This window comes from Ekhidna sp., from assembly GCF_965247405.1.
Classification (GTDB): domain Bacteria; phylum Bacteroidota; class Bacteroidia; order Cytophagales; family Cyclobacteriaceae; genus Ekhidna.
On record NZ_OZ252014.1, the window covers coordinates 3,825,502 to 3,840,873 of the forward strand.

General features: G+C 42.6%; 15 protein-coding genes. 12 read left to right on the top strand and 3 right to left on the bottom strand.

Annotated elements, in window-relative coordinates:
* Positions 1–85: 85 nt before the first annotated feature.
* On the top strand, positions 86–1,867 hold the full coding sequence (locus tag ACP14Y_RS17610; protein WP_424964211.1) for an acyl-CoA dehydrogenase: 1,782 nt from the start codon (positions 86–88) through the stop codon (positions 1,865–1,867).
* Here ACP14Y_RS17610 and ACP14Y_RS17615 read toward each other — a convergent pair.
* The 3 genes from ACP14Y_RS17615 to ACP14Y_RS17625 are packed head-to-tail and all read right to left on the bottom strand — an operon-like array spanning position 1,864 to position 3,178.
* A complete protein-coding gene (locus ACP14Y_RS17615) occupies positions 1,864–2,202 on the bottom strand; it encodes a zinc ribbon domain-containing protein YjdM (protein WP_424964212.1) in 339 nt (112 codons plus the stop codon). The two genes, ACP14Y_RS17610 and ACP14Y_RS17615, sit on opposite strands and share 4 nt — an antisense overlap.
* A gap of 24 nt (positions 2,203–2,226) precedes the next feature.
* Positions 2,227–2,601 (bottom strand): group III truncated hemoglobin, encoded by a 375-nt coding sequence (locus ACP14Y_RS17620; protein WP_424964213.1) that lies wholly within the window; start codon positions 2,599–2,601, stop codon positions 2,227–2,229.
* 58 nt (positions 2,602–2,659) lie between these two features.
* On the bottom strand, positions 2,660–3,178 hold the full coding sequence (locus ACP14Y_RS17625; RefSeq protein WP_424964214.1) for a hypothetical protein: 519 nt from the start codon (positions 3,176–3,178) through the stop codon (positions 2,660–2,662).
* A 172-nt stretch (positions 3,179–3,350) separates the two neighbouring features.
* On the opposite strand from ACP14Y_RS17625, the gene ACP14Y_RS17630 reads away from it, so the two are divergent.
* The 11 genes from ACP14Y_RS17630 to ACP14Y_RS17680 all read left to right on the top strand — a co-directional run bounded on the left by ACP14Y_RS17630 (position 3,351) and on the right by ACP14Y_RS17680 (position 15,365).
* Positions 3,351–3,725 carry a MerC domain-containing protein gene (locus tag ACP14Y_RS17630; RefSeq protein WP_424964215.1) on the top strand — a complete coding sequence of 125 codons (375 nt, stop codon included), beginning with the start codon at positions 3,351–3,353 and terminating at the stop codon, positions 3,723–3,725.
* Entirely contained in the window at positions 3,682–4,134 is a 453-nt protein-coding gene (locus ACP14Y_RS17635) for a DUF3299 domain-containing protein (RefSeq protein WP_424964216.1), read from the top strand. Before ACP14Y_RS17630 ends, ACP14Y_RS17635 begins: the two co-directional genes overlap by 44 nt.
* Positions 4,131–4,604, top strand: coding sequence for a hypothetical protein (locus tag ACP14Y_RS17640; protein ID WP_424964217.1), 474 nt, complete (start codon positions 4,131–4,133; stop codon positions 4,602–4,604). The genes ACP14Y_RS17635 and ACP14Y_RS17640 overlap by 4 nt, the downstream gene beginning before the upstream one ends.
* A complete protein-coding gene (locus ACP14Y_RS17645) occupies positions 4,558–5,781 on the top strand; it encodes a GTP-binding protein (RefSeq protein ID WP_424964218.1) in 1,224 nt (407 codons plus the stop codon). Before ACP14Y_RS17640 ends, ACP14Y_RS17645 begins: the two co-directional genes overlap by 47 nt.
* A gap of 5 nt (positions 5,782–5,786) precedes the next feature.
* Positions 5,787–6,443 carry a DUF1826 domain-containing protein gene (locus ACP14Y_RS17650; RefSeq protein WP_424964219.1) on the top strand — a complete coding sequence of 219 codons (657 nt, stop codon included), beginning with the start codon at positions 5,787–5,789 and terminating at the stop codon, positions 6,441–6,443.
* Positions 6,440–6,949 (top strand): hypothetical protein, encoded by a 510-nt coding sequence (locus ACP14Y_RS17655; protein ID WP_424964220.1) that lies wholly within the window; start codon positions 6,440–6,442, stop codon positions 6,947–6,949. Before ACP14Y_RS17650 ends, ACP14Y_RS17655 begins: the two co-directional genes overlap by 4 nt.
* Positions 6,950–7,198: 249 nt before the next feature.
* Positions 7,199–7,918 (top strand): ABC transporter ATP-binding protein, encoded by a 720-nt coding sequence (locus tag ACP14Y_RS17660; RefSeq protein WP_424964221.1) that lies wholly within the window; start codon positions 7,199–7,201, stop codon positions 7,916–7,918.
* Complete coding sequence (locus tag ACP14Y_RS17665) at positions 7,915–9,321, top strand: DUF3526 domain-containing protein (protein WP_424964222.1); 1,407 nt, start codon at positions 7,915–7,917, stop codon at positions 9,319–9,321. The genes ACP14Y_RS17660 and ACP14Y_RS17665 overlap by 4 nt, the downstream gene beginning before the upstream one ends.
* On the top strand, positions 9,318–10,751 hold the full coding sequence (locus tag ACP14Y_RS17670; protein WP_424964223.1) for a DUF3526 domain-containing protein: 1,434 nt from the start codon (positions 9,318–9,320) through the stop codon (positions 10,749–10,751). Before ACP14Y_RS17665 ends, ACP14Y_RS17670 begins: the two co-directional genes overlap by 4 nt.
* A 20-nt stretch (positions 10,752–10,771) precedes the next feature.
* Positions 10,772–13,108: a TonB-dependent siderophore receptor gene (locus tag ACP14Y_RS17675; protein ID WP_424964224.1), complete on the top strand. Its 2,337-nt coding sequence runs from the start codon at positions 10,772–10,774 to the stop codon at positions 13,106–13,108.
* Positions 13,109–13,136: 28 nt separating this feature from the next.
* Positions 13,137–15,365, top strand: a complete 2,229-nt coding sequence (locus ACP14Y_RS17680) for a DUF5916 domain-containing protein (RefSeq protein WP_424964225.1) — start codon at positions 13,137–13,139, stop codon at positions 15,363–15,365.
* Positions 15,366–15,372 lie beyond the last annotated feature (7 nt).

The following is a 15,372-nucleotide window of genomic DNA, read 5'->3' on the forward strand; positions in this document are numbered from 1 at the left end:
TGAAGTTTTCAAAACCTCGAAGGTTTAACAGCTTAAGCTAGCTTATAAGTTATTAGTTAATTTGGGGTATCAATCAAATTAGCCCATGCAATACTACGATCCCAGAACTCTCTCATTCCTATTAAATGATGTTCACCAACTAGAAAGTTTACTTAGGCACGACCGTTTTACTGCTTTTGATAGGCAGTCCATTGAATTGCAATTGGACGCAGTAAAGGATTTTAGCGACAGCTCCCTTTTTCCTTACATCAAAGAAATGGACGAAAAACCATCCGTTTTCAAAGACGGTAGGGTAAAGGTGCACGAGCAATTTGGCCCAATCTTAAAGATGGCTGGTGAAATGGATTTGATTGGTGGGTTTATGGATCAGGAAGATGGAGGTATTCAGCTTCCTTTGATGGTGTTCAATGCACTTTATTTCATCATGGAAGCTGCCAACAATCATGTAACAGGTTACATGGGATTGACAGCCGGGGCGGCCAACCTGATCGTCACTTTTGGGACGGAGGAGCTAAAGAAGAAATATGTTCCAAAAATGCTGGAAATGAAATGGGGTGGCACCATGTGTCTGACCGAACCTCAGGCTGGCAGCTCACTTTCAGATATCACCTCTTCCTCAAAACCAAAAGGAGATGGAACCTATTCCATTAAGGGACAAAAGATTTTTATCTCTGCCAGTGACCATCAGTTTTCGGACAATTTCATTCATCTGGTGCTTGCACGTGTGGAGGGTGCTCCAGCTGGAACCAAAGGTGTTTCATTGTTTGTGGTTCCTCAATATCTCGTGAACGACGATGGAAGCATTGGTGATTATAATCATGTAGATGTAGTTGGTGAATTTGAAAAACTAGGACAAAGAAGCTACTGTACCAACCATCTTGCCTTTGGGGATAGTGGGGAAAGCATTGGATACCTTGTAGGAGAGGAAAACAGAGGTCTGACGTATATGTTTCAGATGATGAATGAGGCCAGGATTGCCACTGGAAGAATGGGGACAGGGATCGCTTCTGCAGCCTATTATGCCTCATTACAGTATGCCAAAGAGCGACCACAAGGTAGAAAACTTCAAAGCACGGGAAAGAAAGACCCGAGTGAAGAGCAGACACTCATCATCAATCATCCGGATGTGAAGCGAATGCTATTGCATCAAAAGGCGATTGTGGAGGGAAGTTTGAGTCTGATCCTTGAGTGTGCCAGATATGTGGATATGCAGATGGTTTCTGAGGGAGAGGACAAAAATCACTATCATCTCCTTGCGGAAATTCTGACACCAATTGCCAAAACGTATCCATCAGAAGCCGGAAAAGATGCCGTGGATACCGGATTGCAAATTTTAGGAGGCTATGGGTACATGATGGACTTCATTCTGCAGCAGTACCTGCGGGACATACGGATCATTTCTATTTATGAGGGAACCACTGGTATTCAATCTTTAGATCTGATGGGGCGTAAGGTGACGATGATGGAAGGAGCAGCTCTGAAACTTTTGGCTGGAGAGATTGAATCTACGATTAAGTCGGCTATGAGCCATGATGAGCTTAAGTCTTATGCGATGACACTGGGTGAGGGAGCTAAGCTGATCGAAACATGCCTGGTTCATTTGATGCCACATGCGATGAAAGGGAATCATGAGCGCTACCTTTCTGACGCAACAATCTTCATGGATTTATTCGGAACTGTTGTCATCGGATGGCAATGGTTGAAAATGGGAATAGCAGCCTTGGATCAGAAGGAAACCTTCAAACAAAGTAAGCTCCACACATTAGACTATTTCTATAAATATGAAATGTCGCGTTGCAAAGGACTGCAAAAAACCATCTGTCAGGAGTCGGATGTGACGATCAAGATGGAAGCGGAGATGTTTTAATTGGCCTTCTTAACAAACTCAGATTTCAGTGCCATTGAGCCAAATCCGTCAATCTTGCAATCGATGTTGTGATCTCCGTCGGTGAGGCGGATGTTTTTCACTTTGGTGCCTGCCTTTACTGGTTTAGGAGCTCCTTTTACGGGTAGGTCTTTAACAACTACTACCGTGTCACCATCCTGTAATACATTTCCATTGGCGTCTTTAATCGCCTCACTGTCTTGTTCTGAAGGCTCATCTGGATTCCATTCGTGTCCACACTCCGGACACATTAGCAGGCTATCGGTCGGGTAGGCATAGGGTGATTTGCAGCTAGGACAGGGAGGTATTTCAGTCATTCAGTAAAAGTAGCTAATTGGAAACTACCCTGCATTCTCAACCTTATATTTCATCAAACTCGCAATCTGTTTCGCTCGGCTGATTGCTTCTTCTGCTTTGAGGCCTTCAAAGTGATTTTTAATGGTTGCTTCCCAAAGCTCCAGCCATCGTTCAAAATGGTGAGGTTCTAACATTCTTTTCTGGCTGAGCTGAATGTGCTTGAGCATGGGATTCCCTTTGTAAACCATGTTGTCCAAAAGGATTGTTTCCCAAAAATTGTACATGATTGGTATGTGAACCTCCCAATCCAATTTCACAACCTCCGTGAAAAACTCACCGATGCTTTCATCTACAATGACCTGCTCGTAAAACGCATCTACAAGTAGCTCAATGTCCTTTCTGTTGGTGATGTCTGACATAATTAAATATATAATAAAAAAGGGGCTAGAAGCCCCTTTTAAAAGTTACTCTGTCTAATTAAAAATCAAAAAATGATGCAAAATCAATGGCTACAAATTCGCCTGATACCTCCTTGGTCGCCTCATCATTAAATGACTGAACTGTGGCCGTAAAAGTTCCTGAGACGGTTTTATCAGTTACCTCTGTAATCCGAATTTCATAGTCGGAATTATCTGTTTCCGACCCAAACACATCAGTAGTGTAGGTAGACCCGTTTGATGGGGATATCGAAATACTTGCCTCATCACCATTAGATGATTTGGTATAAGTAGCTACATTTAAGTTTGGCACTCTCACCGTGAAGTTCAACGTATCTGTACCATTCACCACATCACCTCCAATCGAAAAAGAGGTTTCATCATTCACAGAAAACTCAATGTAGGCAATTTCATTATCGCTAGGTTTCTGGTACACTTTTCCATCAAACGTGACAGATGCACTAGATTCTGGCGTGTCAGAATCATCACTTCCACATGAAGTGATGATTAGCAAAGCTGCAAATGCAGCTATGAATGATAGGTTCTTAATCATTTTCATTTGCTTCTTCAATTAGACAGCAAAATTGATTTATTCTTTCATATTTTGGAATATACCTAAGTATAAAATCGCTTTTTTCTTCCAGGTGGAAAACCTTTGTCACCCACACAATTAAATGCAATACTGTTGCAATAAATCAGGTTAAGATTTAACTTGCAATAAAGTTGCATAAATGAAACTAAAGATAACACCTGATAACCTTGGGATTTGTGTCTCTCTTCTTTGCGTATTTCACTGTATCGCGATACCATTTTTAGTAATATTTGGGCTAGATCTGTTTCTGGGAATCGTGGATCAGGAATGGATAGAACTAACCATCATTGGTGCGGCACTTTTGATTGGTATCTTTTCATTTCTATCCGGCTTTTTAAGACACAAGCAACATTTTATTCCCATTCTTTTTGTAGCAGGATTCTTATTGATCATTAATGGCGAATCGGTTACTCATTTGTGGGTTTCCGCAGGGCTTTCGATAGCCGGAGCGTTGGTGATCATCTATGCGCATGTTCAAAACCTCAAATGGAGACATCATGGGTATGCTCATTAACCTATTACTTACCTTATCCATAAATGCTCAGGTTTCAGGCTGGGAAGCTTTTGCTGACACCCGTTTCAAATGGAAATGGTCAGATGAGTATGGAGCGGAAATAGAAATCCCCATTTTCACCAAAGAGTTACAAGGTCTGGAAGGAAAGGAAATAACACTAACCGGACACTACCTTCCATTTAAGCTGGAAAATGAGCGGATCATCATCTCTCAACTTCCATATGCTGCCTGCTTTTTCTGTGGTGGGGGTGTAGGACAAGAGTCTGTGGCGGAGATCGAGTTCAACTCAGTTCAACGACCGTTTAGGATGGATGAGGTAATTACTGTGAAAGGTAAGCTGAGATTAAATGTAGATAACTATGAGCGTCTGGTTTTCATTTTGGAGAACGCTAAAGTGGTTCAACCATGAGAAGATTAATTGTAATCCTTTTTATCGTCTCGTGTACAGCTTCCAGTGAAGAAAAGCTGCATCAGCAGAGTGTAGAAACACACGATTTAGCTATCAAAATTGGCGAACATGTGAAAGAGAAGATAGAACAGATATATGCACAGGCCGATCAGCTAGAAGATCCATTAAAATCACTGCTTAAAGATTCTGTTCGGACACTGACCCGAGATTATGAATACTGGAAATCTACCATTATGGAGGTGCCGGGGCATGAACACGAGCATCATGAACACGATCATGCCGGTCATAATCATGACCATTCACCAGAAGCAGATCTAACCCCTGAAATGGTATTGGAAATACAAAAAGACCTGAGAGATCGGGTGGTATTGCTAAACATCCGTGCACAAAAACTACTGGACACTTTAAGGAAAAAGAATGAAGATGAACCTATTAAAGAAAAAGAAAAAGCTTCCAGTAACGGTGCTTAGCGGCTTTTTGGGAGCCGGAAAAACGACTTTGCTCAATCACGTGCTTAATAATCGTGAAGGATTAAAAGTGGCAGTGATTGTCAATGACATGAGTGAAGTAAATATCGATGAAAAGCTTGTTGCCAATGGAGCGAAGCTTTCGAGAACAGAGGAGAAGCTGGTGGAGATGAGCAATGGCTGTATCTGCTGTACACTTCGAGAGGATTTAATGATTGAGGTAGAGAAGCTCGCCAAGATGAACAAATTTGACTACTTGCTCATCGAAAGTACGGGTATCTCTGAGCCGATTCCTGTTGCACAAACCTTCTCCTTTGCGACAGGAGATGAGCTGTATGATCTCACGCAATTTAGCCAGCTAGACACCATGGTTACGGTGGTGGATGCTTTCAATTTCTTCAAAGACTTTGGAAGTGCTGATACGATTTTAGATCGAAAGATGACCGATGATGAGCAGGATGACAGGTCGATTGTAAACCTGCTGACTGATCAGGTAGAGTTTGCTAATGTGATCATCCTAAACAAATCTGATCTGGTCACCGAGGAGCAGTTGGGCTTACTAGAAAAAACACTGCACAAGCTTAATCCAACCGCTAAAATTATCCGAACGAGTCATAGCAAAATCGATCCTAAGGAAATACTCAATACCGGTCTGTTTGATTATGAGATTGCGGAGCAGTCTGCAGGATGGCAGAAGGAACTAGAGCTAGCTCAGAAGGGGATCAGCCATAGTCCGGAGACGGAAGAGTATGGAATTGGTTCTTTCGTGTATCAAAATTCCAGACCCTTTCATCCACAACGATTCCTCGAATATGTAAGTCAGGGTTTTCCCACCAGTATCATTCGAAGCAAAGGAATTTTCTGGATTGCGTCCCGTCCCGATAATGCCATCCTCTGGAGTCAGGCAGGTGGCTCACTAAAAGCTGAGGTATACGGTCGCTGGTGGGCCAGCGTGCCCATGAAGCAACGCGCCATGAACCCCGCTTACATGGAAAATCAGGATCACATCCAGGCTAAATGGGATAAAAAATGGGGCGATCGGATGAATGAACTGGTATTTATCGGGCAGGACATGGATAAGGATAAGATTACTGCTGATTTGGATAAATGCCTGGTTACCGATTTAGAGATAGCCGGAATGAAAGCAGGTAATGGATTTCAGGATGATTGGCCGATATGAATTTAATGAAGGCTTTGCCAGACATCACCTTTTGGTTTCGCAACCCGAAGCAAATCATTAGTGATTCATGGTCGGAAAGAAACGTAATACTTGAATCTGATGTCAATCTATTTAGCTGGAAGCGTAAGACTAATCAGCAAATCAGTAGCTACCTGCAACATGTTGTATCATCGGATAAAGAGCCAATTTCTTTTTTTACCGATGTGAATGACCTGGAAAAGTGGATTTCAGAAATTCGAGGAATTTGGGATGGCGAAAACAAAACAGCAGGTGATGCTTTTTGGAAGGACGTTTTTATTGTGGTTCGTGATTTCCTCACTTTTTCACCAAGCCAGTCAGGCACGGTCATACTGAAAGTGATCCATTCAAATCAATGCACAAAATTTCATACGGATGGATACCCGCTAAGATTATTTACTACCTATTACGGGAAAGGCACTGAGTGGCTACCTGAAAAGGCTTTAAATCGAGGTGCTTTGGGAAAGAGGAATGATCAAATTGTTAAAAACCCCTTTAAAATACAGAGGATGGAAACGTTTGAGGTCGGGATTTTAAAAGGAGAGCTTTCCGATAGGATGAATCCAACACCGGGTATCGTACATCGTTCGCCGGAAATAGAAAAGACTGGAGAAAAACGCATCATTCTTAGAGTGGATATTTGAAAAGGAAGCTTCAAAATATTTTATGGCCAGTAATTTCGGTTCTTATTGGAATAATCCTGATTGTTTTTTTTCAAGTCAGAGAACACCGAGAGCAAGAGGAGTCCTTTAAGATTCCTGAGGTTGATTATTGGAAGCAATTTGCACAGATATCAAAAGAGCGAAAATACTTTGCGGAATTAGATACATACTATAGAATTCCTGTTTTCACATCAAATTTGATTGCACAAGAAGGTAAGGAAATCAGTCTCACAGGGTTTTATCTTCCGTATTCTGAATTGGATTCAGTTATAATCGTTTCCCGGTACCCAAATGCAAGCTGTTTTTTTTGTGGTCAAGCCGGTATCGAATCGGTGGTTATGGTGGAGCTAGGCAAACCATACCAACCAAATACCTACCGTGTAGATCAGATGCTATTGGTCCATGGGAAATTGCAACTCAACGCTACCGATGTGAACAAGCTGGCTTTCATAATTACAGATGCCAGGATTAAAGCACTCAGACTTTAAAACTTGATTCGAAAGCATGCCACTATATGGTGAAAAAGGGAAGAGCTTTTGCCCTCCCCAACCTAAAGTAATGCGATCGCTGGGCAAAGGTAGACTAATATTTCATAAGTGCAACACAGTTGCAATTAAGGGATCATATACACCATAACCATTCATATAAATTAAATGCAACACTATTGCATTGAATGTCTAGAGCTTGTAGATTGCAATTATGTTGCATAAACGATTTTCACACTAATTGACCAAACTATGCTGGAAGCAATCAATCTCTCAAAGAAATACGGTGAGCATGAGGCGCTTACCGATTTAAATCTAACAGTATCACCAGGCGAAGTATTTTGCCTGTTGGGCGCGAATGGAGCTGGAAAAACAACCACGATCAACTTGTTCATGGGTTTTATTCCCGCCAGTGCCGGGCAGGTTAAAATCAATGGGATAGATGTTTCGGAACAACCTTCAGAAACCAAGAAATACCTCGCGTACATTCCTGAAAACCTGATGCTTTATCCAAATCTCACGGGTTTGGAGAATCTGGACTACTTCTGTGGTTTGGGTGGTAAAAACAATTCCAGGGAACAGCTCGAAGAATTGTTATCCGGTTCCGGATTGCAAAAAGAGTTTATTCATAAACGTGTAAGTAGCTACTCCAAAGGGATGCGACAAAAAGTAGGTATCGCTTTGGCGAAAGCACGTGAAGCGAAAGCCTTATTGCTGGATGAACCTACTTCTGGGTTAGATCCACAAGCCAGTAATGAATTTTCAGCATTACTTCAGGATATGAAAGATAGGGGTGTAGCCACATTGATGGCCACTCATGATTTGTTCAGGGCAAAAGATGTCGGGACGCATATCGGCATCATGCGGGAGGGCAAACTGGAGCATGTACTAAATGCGGAAGCGATTTCCCTGAAGGAACTCGAAGAATTGTATTTGGAGACAATGAAACTTACCCAACCTGTACTGTCATGATCCGAAAAATAGCCTTAAAAGAATTTAAAGAGAACCTCCGGGAAGGAAGATTCACTGTGTCTATAGTGATCGTTTCATTATTGATGCTCATGGGGGTATGGTTAAGCTATAATTACCTCTCTTCTGTACAGCAGCAGCATGCTGAGGCAAAGCAAAATGCACGCAATATCTGGGAGAGCCAGGATGATAAAAACCCACATTCAGCTGCACATTATGGTACGTATGCATTTAAGCCAAAGTATCCATTGTCCCTGATCGATCCGGGAGTTGATAAATATTCAGGAATCTCGATCTTTCTGGAAGCACATAAACGAAATGAGGCGCAGTACATGGCAGCTTCTGATCAGACGGGATTGGCGCGATTTGGAGATTTGACTCCTGATTTCATCATGCTTTTTATCATTCCATTGCTCATTATTCTTATTGGGTACAATTCGTTTACCAGGGAGAAGGAGCATGGTACATTGAAGTTTCTAAAAGGGCAAGGAATCTCATCATGGAAGCTTGCATTAGGGAAGTGGACTGGAATATTCCTACCCGTATTAATTCTCACCACAAGTCTGTTTGTGATTGCCTTTATTCTGCTTTCCAGGATCGATAATTTCGGGGAGTTAAACTATGGAGTGCTACTCCTGTTGTTTGTGGTGTACTTGGTTTACTATGCAATCTTCATCAACATCACACTCATTGTATCTGCGGTATCGAAGCAGTCTGGAATTTCCCTTGTAAGTCTCTTAGCAATATGGATTGTGGCTTGTCTGGCTATGCCAAAAGCCTCCAGTAACCTTGCTGATTCGATCTATCCGTATCCAAGTAGACAGGATTTTGCCTCCAGGGTAGATAAGGATAAGAAGGCAGGGTTGGATGGGCACAACCCATGGAGTCAGGCAGCTAAGGATTTTGAAAGGGAAACCCTGGAAAAATATGGTGTAGATAGCCTGAGTCAGCTTCCTTTCAACTTTGATGGCTATCGTATGCAGAAAGGCGAGGAGCATGAAGCTCAAGTCTATTTCAAGCATTATGCGGAGCTGAAAAATACCTTCCAAAAACAATCAGGAGTTTATAAAGCAGCAGCAGTCGCTTCTCCTTTTTTACCCACCCGTTTTTTGTCCATGGCTTTAGCCAGAACGGATTATAGTGCACACTGGGATTTTTCAGATGCTGCGGAAAACTATCGGTTGAGTCTAGTAGACACGCTGAATATGCACTTTGCAGAAAACTCTACTTATGGAGACTGGGCTTATAAGGCAGATCGGTCTCTTTGGAAGAATGTGCCGGATTTCGAATACAATCCTCCGTCGTTGGGTCAAATCATGGGCCGAAACTGGAGCAATATCTTGGTTTTGGGACTATGGTTTTCAGTGTCATTTTTTGGTTTAAAAATCTTATCACTAAGGGTATGAAAAAGAAATCAAGCTACATCAATCGATACGAGTTTATCTCTCTGCTTCGTCAGAGATGGCTGCAGTTTTTAATCTTTATCCTCACAGTGCTGGTGCTATTTGCTGTGATAAATGGAAAGCAAAGGGTAGATCAGCGGATAGCGGATATCCAAGCTGCACAGGAAACAGTTGCGGAAAAAGACTCCATTGGGGTTATTCTGCTGGACTCAATAGAAGCAGGATTTACGGTGAATGTGCCGCGATGGTTTATGCCAGATCAGCCTAACGTGATGGGTTATAGCTACCTGAGGGTAGCAGCCATGCCTCCGGATGAAATGGCCATTATCGCAACAGGTCAGAGTGACATCTATACCCACTATGTCAAGCCGAATATGTACGGAGAAAGCTTTGAGCTAAACTATACTGAGCTTTCGAATCCTGTTCAGCTCATGTTTGGAACATTTGATTTGTCTTTTGTGCTGATCTACCTGCTACCACTCATCGTAATCGCATTCACTTACAATATTCTGTCTCAGGAAAGGGAGCAGGGTATCCTGCAGGTGATAGCCAGTCACCCTGTGTCTGTGTTTCGGTGGTTGCTGCAAAAGGCATTTATGAGATATGTGTTGCTATCAGGCATTCTGGTGGTGCTGTTGGTCACTATTCTATCTTTTGCAGGCGTGTCGTTGGTTGAAGATTTTGGTAAAACATTGACCTTCATCTTCCTAACTCTGGGCTATCTCCTGTTTTGGTTTGTTTTAGCCTGTCTGGTTAATCTCAAAGGACAATCATCAGCCAACAATGCAGTTTGGCTAATTGCCAGTTGGATATTGTTAGTGCTTTTGGTGCCTTCATCCGTCAATCAGATGGCTAATAGTCTCTATCCGGTACCATCAAGAGCTAAGCTGATCAATGAATTACGTGTGGTAAATGAAGAGGCCGAAGAAAAGGCCGATGAACTGTTAGAAGATTTCCTGAGAGATCATCCCGAATTGGCCGGATTTGAAGGTGGCTCTGTAGGATGGCAGGAATATTTTGCTACACAGGACTTGATTAGAAGTGAAATAAAGCCGGTACTGGATGAGTACGAAATTAAATTAAAGCAGCAGCAAGATTGGGTAGATCAGCTACGGTTTATTTCTCCAGCACTACTACTCCAAAGTTCATTCAATGAAATTTCAGGTACATCCACTCGGCATTATGAAGATTACCGACGACAGGTAAGTGATTTTGCTTTGGTCTGGAGGGATCATTTCCTTCCAATGATTTTTCGAGGAGAAAAATTTACCAAATCAATGATGCCGGATCTGCCTGAATTCGAATATCAACCTTTAACAACCAATAGACTGAGCTCGGCTAATATGATAGCCTTGATCATTTATGGTATGGTATTGCTTTTTGTCGGCGTACTCTGGTCCAGGCAAAGCAAAACCAATCTATTAACTCACTAATAATCACACAATAAACTACTATGAAACTATCACTAACATCGTTACTCATAATCGCCTTCTTGTTACCTATAAGTCTTTTTGGACAGACTTCAGGCCAGGTGGAGGGCATCATTTATTCAGAAAGCCAAGAGCCTCTTTTAGGAATCAATGTTTCCCTTGAGGGTACCAATGAGGGCGGGTATACAAATCCTGAAGGGCGATTTGTCATTAAAAATGTACCTGTGGGGAGTTATGCCCTTGTAGTTTCCGGAATCGGTTACTCCGTAGAGAGAATTGATATCCAGGTAAACTCACAAGAAACTACCCGAATCACTATTACGCTGAATGAAACTTCTCAGCAATTGGAAGATGTGGTTGTATCTAGTGAAAGGTATATTCCTTATTCAGAAAATATCACTTCGCTGGGTCTGAAACAGAATGTAGAAAGACTAAATAATCCACAATCTGTTTCTGTGGTCAATCAGGAAATCATCAATGATCAGGTCATTATCGATTTCAACCAGGCTGTAAGAAATGTGACCGGAGTGGTTCCACATTATCCGGGAACCACGGTGCAGCTGGCGCAAAAATCCAGGGGATTTGAAGTAAGGCCATCTTATAGAAACGGATATCCGAATTTGATAAATGCTCCGAGAGATGTAGCAAATATTGAAGAAATGGTTGTGCTTAGAGGGCCATCCGGTACCCTCTATGGTACATCAGGAGGGGATTTAAATAGCCCAGGTGGGTTGGTAAATGTGGTTACCAAAAAACCTACGGATGCATTCTTTGGATCTGCCGGGCTCACGGTTGGAAGTTGGGGGCTTTTGCGTTCGACTCTGGATGTAAACACGCCATTGAATGAAGATAAATCAGCCTTGTTTAGAATCAATACCGCAATTGAAGGTGCTTCCAGTTATGTTGACCTGGAAAATACCAGTAGGGTGTTTGTCGCACCTGTATTGACTTTCAGACTTTCCCCGTCCACTGAATTAACGCTGGATGGAGAGTTCCTTCGAAACAGAAGTACAGATGTTCAGTGGCCATCCATCAGCGAGTGGAATTATGTACCTGATGAATTACCGAATTTATCCAGAAGCTTTAATCCTGCACCATCAGATGCATTCAATCTCACGGAAGTTGCTACGATGCAGGGAACACTTAATCATCAGATCAATAATACATGGAGACTCAATCTGAATTTTGGATATGGCCGTGTAGCCAGAGAAAGCTGGATCGCCTATACAGAAATGGCGTCTGATTCGCTGGCTGACAGATACACATGGGCAAGAGATCGTGTGAATAATACATTCGGCACGCAGTTGAATTTGAATGGTGAAGTGAATACTGGTTCTGTAAAGCACAGCTTGCTTTTTGGTGCGGACTACCTGCACCGGGAAAGTGACTTTGAAAAAAGAGGACAATTTGTTTATGTGGATCAGGTCAATGTGTATGAGGCTATTCCTGCTATTCCGGATTCTGCACTTAACGAAAGCAGAAACTGGGGGCGGATCACCACTTCTGCGGATCAGTTCACCGGATTCTATGCACAAGATTTGATCTCACTTACTGATAGATTAACCGTGGTGTTAGGTGGTCGACTGGATTATTTCAAACAAGGAGACAATCGAAATATAACAGCTGGAAGTACTTCAGAAGGGTATGATCAAACCGCTTTTTCACCACGAGCAGGCATTGTCTTTCAGCCAATAAAGGACATGGTTTCAGTTTACGGTAATTACTCTACAGGCTTTACCAATCAGGGTGGAGAAGATGTAAATGGCGAAAGATTTGACCCAATCGAATTCACCCAAATGGAAGCCGGGATCAAGGGAGAATTGTGGAATGGTCGGTTGATTCCGTCTATAGCAATCTACGAGATTGTAGGTACCAATATTCTGGTTGCTGATCAGGCAAACCCGGGGTATTCGATACAGGAAGGAGAGCAAACAAGTCGTGGTTACGAAGTAGAATTGATTGCCAATCCTGCAAACGGATGGAATATCCTTACCGGCTATAGCTACAATGAACCCGAGTATTCAAAATCTGACTTTAACGAAGGAAACCGTCCAAATGGATTACCAAAAACATCATTCAACCTATGGACTTCCTATAGACTGACCAGCGGGACCTTGAGTGGATTAGGTATGGGCGTTGGTTTGAACTATGTAGGGGATGTGTATTTAATGGACAACAATGAGTTTTCTCTTCCGGAGTATACTATCTGGCAAGGATCAGTATATTATGAGCAGCCTAAGTACCGTGTATCTCTGAAGGTGGATAATATCACCGATGAAATCTATTTCCAGGGAACATACGGTGCGTTACGACCTGGTATGCCTAGACGTGTTTTGATGGGTATGCAGTTTAGATTCTAGTAGGTAATAAAACTATAAATATGGTTTTATGCTCAACCTAAATACTTACAGCCTTAGAGGCTACACCCTCCTTACGTTTTTCCATTTAAACGCAATCTTATTGATCGCCCAGGAAGACCAAAACTTTCCACCACCAGATGAGGCTCCTGTTGTTTCAGCATCAAAAGCAGTCGGACCAATAAAAATAGACGGAAAACTGGATGAAGCAGACTGGCAGAATGCAGAATTAATAGATGAATTTTTCCGGATGGAACCACGTCAAGGTGGGGACTATTTGTATGACACATGGGTGAAGTTGCTATTTGACGAAAAGAATCTCTATGTTGGAACATTCTGCAAAGATTCCTTAGGAAAGAAAGGCATTCGGGTTCAGGATCTTCGACGGGATTTCGCTTTTGGGGAAAATGACATCTTCTTCGTTCAGCTTGATCCTCAGAACCTCAAGCAATACTGCGTATCATTCCAAACTACCCCATATGGAAATCAGCGGGACATGCAGGCATTCAACGATCAGAACTATGATAACGATTGGAATGCTTTGTGGTCGGTACGAACGCATCGTACCGATTCCGGTTATTATGCAGAGTTTGCCATTCCTTTCAAATCCATTCGGTATGAAGAGTTGCCATCTGGTGAGTCGCCTACATGGGGGATCACATTCAGCCGTTTGGCAAGAAGGGATTACGAGCAAACCGTTTTTCCTGCTATTCCACAATCGTTCTCTCCGTACCGTATGACATATGCTGCACAACTGCAGGGCTTAGAGTTGCCTGAGCCGAGTGCCAACGTGCGAATAGAACCTTATTTGCTTTATCAGTATGATAATATTGAGGAAGGCGAAACGGCCATGTCAGATGGCGAAGTAAAGCTGGGTGGAGATGTAAAATGGGCGATCAATCCCCGATCAGTGTTGGATTTGACTTTCAATACCGATTTTGCTCAGGCAGATGTGGATCGGGCAGTCAATAACCTGGAGCGTTTCAATATCTTCTTTCCCGAAAGGAGGCAATTCTTCCTGGAAAATTCCGGCATTTGGGCAGGGGCAAACAATAGCTCAGTGGTACCCTTTTTCAGTCGAACCATTGGTTTGCAAGGAAACTTCAATGCAGAACCGGCACGGATTGATGCTGGTGGGCGCTATACCATGCGTAACGAGAACAGGGCGATTGCAGGCCTATATATTCGTCAGGCTGAGACGTCCAATTCCCCGGCTGCAAATTTTGGGGTGGCTCGCTATCAGCGGAACTACGGAAATGAGAACAATATCGGTTTCATGGTCACACATCGTCTCGATGAACAATCAAATGAACTTAGCATACAGCAAAGCAACAATACAACAGTGACTGTAGATGGATTTATCCGACCGACAAATGAGTGGACCGTGTCTTACATGGTTTCGGGGAGTAGGGATAATTCGAATGATACCACAGGAGTTGCCGGTCGCTTTTTTGCGGGAAACAGTACCAACAAATATTACCTGGGCTGGCTCACTAATTTTGTTTCTGAAGACTACAATCCGGATATGGGATTTGTTTTTCAAAAGAATGTAATCCAGCACAATCCCGGTGGCTATTACATCTGGCGACCGAAGAACATTCCCTGGATCCGGAGGTTTGATCCGGGCGCATTTTTCAACTATTACCACGACTTCAGTGATCCGGAGAAATTTCAGCAAGCGAGTATTTACTTGTTTCCTGTTTACGTCTTTTTCACTGATGGTAGCTTTATTCAGTATGCGATATTTCCTACCTGGCAAAACATCAACTTCAACTTTTCGCCATTGGGCGTGCCTATTGCCCAGGACGATTATTACTACACCCGTCAGCAGGTGAATTTCAATACGGATCGGTCAGCTAAAGTTTCCTTGTCAGGTAGTGTAAACTGGGGTTCATTTTACAATGGAAAAAGGACAACAGTAAGGGGAGGTTTACGGATTGCCCCGATTCCACATGCAGCTTTGACGGTAGATTACGAATACAATGACCTCAACAATTTGGGAGAAAGCAGGCAGGATTTAGACACTCATCTAACCACCATCGGTTCTCGCTTCGCTCTTAATCCCAGGGTTCAACTTTCAGCATTCTATCAGTACAACACATTTGATGAACAGGGTAGGTGGAACGTGAGAGCCAGCTGGGAGTATCAGCCGCTTTCTTTTGTCTATTTGGTGTTTAACGATACAAGAAATGACGGATTGGAAAATCCATTTCTGGAGCAACAGTTTATCGGGAAGATCACGTTTTTGAAACAGTTTTAAGTTAAAA

What these genes read in the sequence shown, in the direction of transcription:
- ACP14Y_RS17645 (WP_424964218.1), top strand. Translation starts at nt 4,558, where the DNA reads ATGAACCTATTAAAGAAAAAGAAAAAGCTTCCAGTAACGGTGCTTAGC.
- ACP14Y_RS17665 (WP_424964222.1), top strand. Translation starts at nt 7,915, where the DNA reads ATGATCCGAAAAATAGCCTTAAAAGAATTTAAAGAGAACCTCCGGGAA.
- ACP14Y_RS17620 (WP_424964213.1), bottom strand. Translation starts at nt 2,601, where the DNA reads ATGTCAGACATCACCAACAGAAAGGACATTGAGCTACTTGTAGATGCG.
- ACP14Y_RS17650 (WP_424964219.1), top strand. Translation starts at nt 5,787, where the DNA reads ATGAAGGCTTTGCCAGACATCACCTTTTGGTTTCGCAACCCGAAGCAA.
- ACP14Y_RS17675 (WP_424964224.1), top strand. Translation starts at nt 10,772, where the DNA reads ATGAAACTATCACTAACATCGTTACTCATAATCGCCTTCTTGTTACCT.
- ACP14Y_RS17625 (WP_424964214.1), bottom strand. Translation starts at nt 3,178, where the DNA reads ATGAAAATGATTAAGAACCTATCATTCATAGCTGCATTTGCAGCTTTG.
- ACP14Y_RS17610 (WP_424964211.1), top strand. Translation starts at nt 86, where the DNA reads ATGCAATACTACGATCCCAGAACTCTCTCATTCCTATTAAATGATGTT.
- ACP14Y_RS17615 (WP_424964212.1), bottom strand. Translation starts at nt 2,202, where the DNA reads ATGACTGAAATACCTCCCTGTCCTAGCTGCAAATCACCCTATGCCTAC.
- ACP14Y_RS17640 (WP_424964217.1), top strand. Translation starts at nt 4,131, where the DNA reads ATGAGAAGATTAATTGTAATCCTTTTTATCGTCTCGTGTACAGCTTCC.
- ACP14Y_RS17635 (WP_424964216.1), top strand. Translation starts at nt 3,682, where the DNA reads ATGTTCAAAACCTCAAATGGAGACATCATGGGTATGCTCATTAACCTA.
- ACP14Y_RS17630 (WP_424964215.1), top strand. Translation starts at nt 3,351, where the DNA reads ATGAAACTAAAGATAACACCTGATAACCTTGGGATTTGTGTCTCTCTT.
- ACP14Y_RS17670 (WP_424964223.1), top strand. Translation starts at nt 9,318, where the DNA reads ATGAAAAAGAAATCAAGCTACATCAATCGATACGAGTTTATCTCTCTG.
- ACP14Y_RS17660 (WP_424964221.1), top strand. Translation starts at nt 7,199, where the DNA reads ATGCTGGAAGCAATCAATCTCTCAAAGAAATACGGTGAGCATGAGGCG.
- ACP14Y_RS17680 (WP_424964225.1), top strand. Translation starts at nt 13,137, where the DNA reads ATGCTCAACCTAAATACTTACAGCCTTAGAGGCTACACCCTCCTTACG.